The organism is Thalassolituus sp. UBA2009 (genome assembly GCF_002335285.1).
GTDB lineage: Bacteria > Pseudomonadota > Gammaproteobacteria > Pseudomonadales > Oceanobacteraceae > Venatoribacter > Venatoribacter alkanivorans.
Genome location: NZ_DDCJ01000005.1, coordinates 71,833 through 74,762, shown reverse-complemented (window position 1 = coordinate 74,762; position 2,930 = coordinate 71,833). Strand labels below are relative to the sequence as shown.

The following is a 2,930-nucleotide window of genomic DNA, read 5'->3' as shown; positions in this document are numbered from 1 at the left end:
GATGCGCAGATTGCCCTGAAGCGTGTGCTGAGCCTGCATGCAGCGCTGCCGGGCATTGTACGTGAAAGCGTGAAACCACTGGAAAACATTGAGGGTATGAAAATTATCTCTATCGATGGTCTGAACCAGATGGGTGGTGAACGCAGTGCCAATGGCAGTGGTGTGCTGGATCAGGACAGTGCTGCTAATGGCCAGAGCCTGCCGGAAGCACTGGTCAACAGTGCATTAAAACACCGTGCTATGGCGCCACTGGTTGATTCACTGCTGAAAGAAGCCGGCGTGCATGAATTTGCCCGCGATCTGAACAGCTGATTCCTGTCGCCGGTTTTTAAATAAAGAAACAGAGCGTATTATCTACGCTCTGTTTTTTTTTATTGGGAGTGTACGTATGCCTCCGCGTCAGACGGCTTTGTTGACTAAAAAACGCATTGCCGGTTTTTTATTTTCCTTCTTTGTAGTGCTGATTTTGCTGGTGCTGGTCTTGCTTTACAGTGCGCCTTTTTTTGCTGTCAAAGCTGGCCAGAAATGGTACGGAAGTCAGGGCGCTGGTTATCAGTTAACGGTGTCAGACTGGCATTGGGTGCCGTTTCGCACCGAACTTGAATTAACCGGTGTTGAACTGCGTCACCCGCAGACGGATGCTCCGCAAGCAACAACCCGTGTTGAACGGCTGCAGCTGAGTTTTGATCCCTGGGCACTGGCCCATCAGGAAATTTATATCCGGGATATCAGCCTCGACGGATTACGTTTAAGTGCTGCACTGCGCAATGATGAAGCGTTGCGCCTGTTAATCAGTGGTCTGATGATTCCGCTGCAGGCAGATAACAGCGCAGCCGCTGAAACAGAATCTGCGGCTCAGCAAAGCGAGGCTGTTGCTGTTGAGAGTGCGGATAGTCAGACGGCTTCTGTTCAGACAGAAGAAATCACTCAGGCAGAAGAAAGCATTCAGAAAGAACAACCCTGGCGCGTGCGTCTTGGCCGTTTAACGCTTAACGATGAAATCATCGACTGGCAGCAGGATGCACTGACAACACAAGGCCCGGCGAGCCGTGGTCAGCTGCGGATTGCATCGCTGCAGGCTGGCCCTTTTGACAGTACCGCCGCAGACGCTTTGCCTCTGAACCTGACTACTGGAACTGACGCAGTTTGAATTAAGCGGCGCTCAGCCGGTCAGTCTGCAACAGACCTTTACCCTGACCCTTGCCGGGCAATTACAGCAGCTGTTAACTGCCCCGCAGTGGGACGGAGATATTGTGCTGGAAAATCTTCAGGTAACCGCTGCCGGTGCACCACCTCTGGCTTTTAAACGCTTTCGGCTCAGCGGTGTGCAGGCTGCTGCTGATGCACAAAGTATCGCAGAGCTGAGTCTTGAGCAGCTGGTGCTCGGAGCCGGCGATGCGCCGTTGTTGAGTCTGGGACATTATCAGGTCAGTGATATTTCGGCATCTGCATCACAGCTGGCGACGGGGCTGCATGAATATGCGGATTTGCAGGTGGCGCTGCAGCGTCTGGCGGATGGCAGAATTGATCTGGGCGCCACCGTGGCCTCGTCAGCGGAGTCGCAGCAAACAGCAGATGCAGAAAATGCAGATGCAGAAAATGCAGATGCAGCAGATGTAATGGATACAGAAGAAAGTACCGGTGTTGTTTCTGCCTCTGCCGAAGAGGGGCGAGCGGATGACGATAGTCGTTTCCGGCTGTTTATTGCCGGAATTCAGCAAAATGGTGACAACAGTGGTGCCGATATTCGCGATGCTTCGGTAAAACCTGCTTATCAGGGAAGGGTGCAGATCCGTGAACTGAATATCAGTGAAATATCCGCCACACTGGCCGCATCTGCCCGGCCGGAATTGCAGAAGCCGGTACAGGTACACGCTGTTTTATCACTCGACGATTATAACCGTATCGCACTGGATACCAGCCTGACTCTGGACAGCAGTCATGCGCCTGAGATTTATCCGCAGGGCAATATCACGTTGCGTATCAGTCAGCTGGATATGGTGGCATTTAATGGTTATCTGGCGCAGGCGATGGGCTATCACCTGGAAAAAGGCATGCTGAATCTGGATGTTGATATGGATATGCAGCAAGCCCGGCTGGGTGGCGAAGCGCGGATATTATTGCGTAATTCCAGTTTTGTGCCGGAAGACGAAGCAACCATTAAGCGGGTCAGCAAGCAGATTTCCATGCCGGTCGATACCGCGCTGGATTTATTGCGTGACGATAATGGTAATGTCCGTCTGACCGTACCGGTCTCCGGCGATATGAGCAGCCCGGATTTCGGTTCCGGTGATATTACCGCGCAATTAAGTAAGCTGGCCTTGCAGAGTGCCGCTCTGCATTATCTGAAACAAAGTCTGCAGCCTTACGGTTTATTGCTGAGCATCGCCTCCTATGCCGGATCAGAATTAATGGCGATCCGTCTGGATGCTCTGGCGTTTGCTGAGGGGCAGACAGAACTGAATGATGAGCAGATTCCGCAGCTGGAAAAAGTCGCACAACTGATGCACGGTAAAACCGGGCTGGAATTGCAGGTGTGTCCTTTTGTCAGCGCCGCTGAAGCCTCAGCTCAGGAAGAACAGTGGCCGCAACTGGCACGTCAGCGCGGTGCTGTGGTTAAGGCCTGGCTGGCGCAGAAAACCGATGAAAATGATCATTCTCTGGCGCCGAGGGTCACACTCTGCAAAGCGCAAAAAGGCAAGAAAGCAGAAGTGGTGCTCGGATTTAATTAAGCGCGGTCGTATGCTTCGCTATGCGCTTAGCTCGTACGCTTGCCCGCGCACTTAATGACATTCAGCGAAGCGTTTCTCAGGGTTTTATCAGGGCAGAATCTGCAGCAGAACCCGCAGCATATTACCGCCCATGACTTTGTGGATTTCCTGCTTACTGAAGCCCTGACGCAGCATTTCGTGGGTTAATGCTGCAAGCTC

3 protein-coding genes are annotated in these 2,930 nt (G+C 52.6%); all 3 read left to right on the top strand.

The genetic code is table 11. The features are described from left to right. The coding region (locus B3P58_RS00560) for a flotillin domain-containing protein (protein ID WP_286715200.1) at positions 1 to 312 on the top strand (312 nt) is incomplete at its 5' end. 76 nt (positions 313 to 388) lie between these two features. Further along, positions 389 to 1,150 carry an AsmA family protein gene (locus tag B3P58_RS00555; protein ID WP_286715198.1) on the top strand — a complete coding sequence of 254 codons (762 nt, stop codon included), beginning with the start codon at positions 389 to 391 and terminating at the stop codon, positions 1,148 to 1,150. 103 nt (positions 1,151 to 1,253) lie between these two features. After that, a complete protein-coding gene (locus B3P58_RS00550) occupies positions 1,254 to 2,732 on the top strand; it encodes a DUF748 domain-containing protein (protein ID WP_286715196.1) in 1,479 nt (492 codons plus the stop codon). Positions 2,733 to 2,930: the final 198 nt, after the last annotated feature.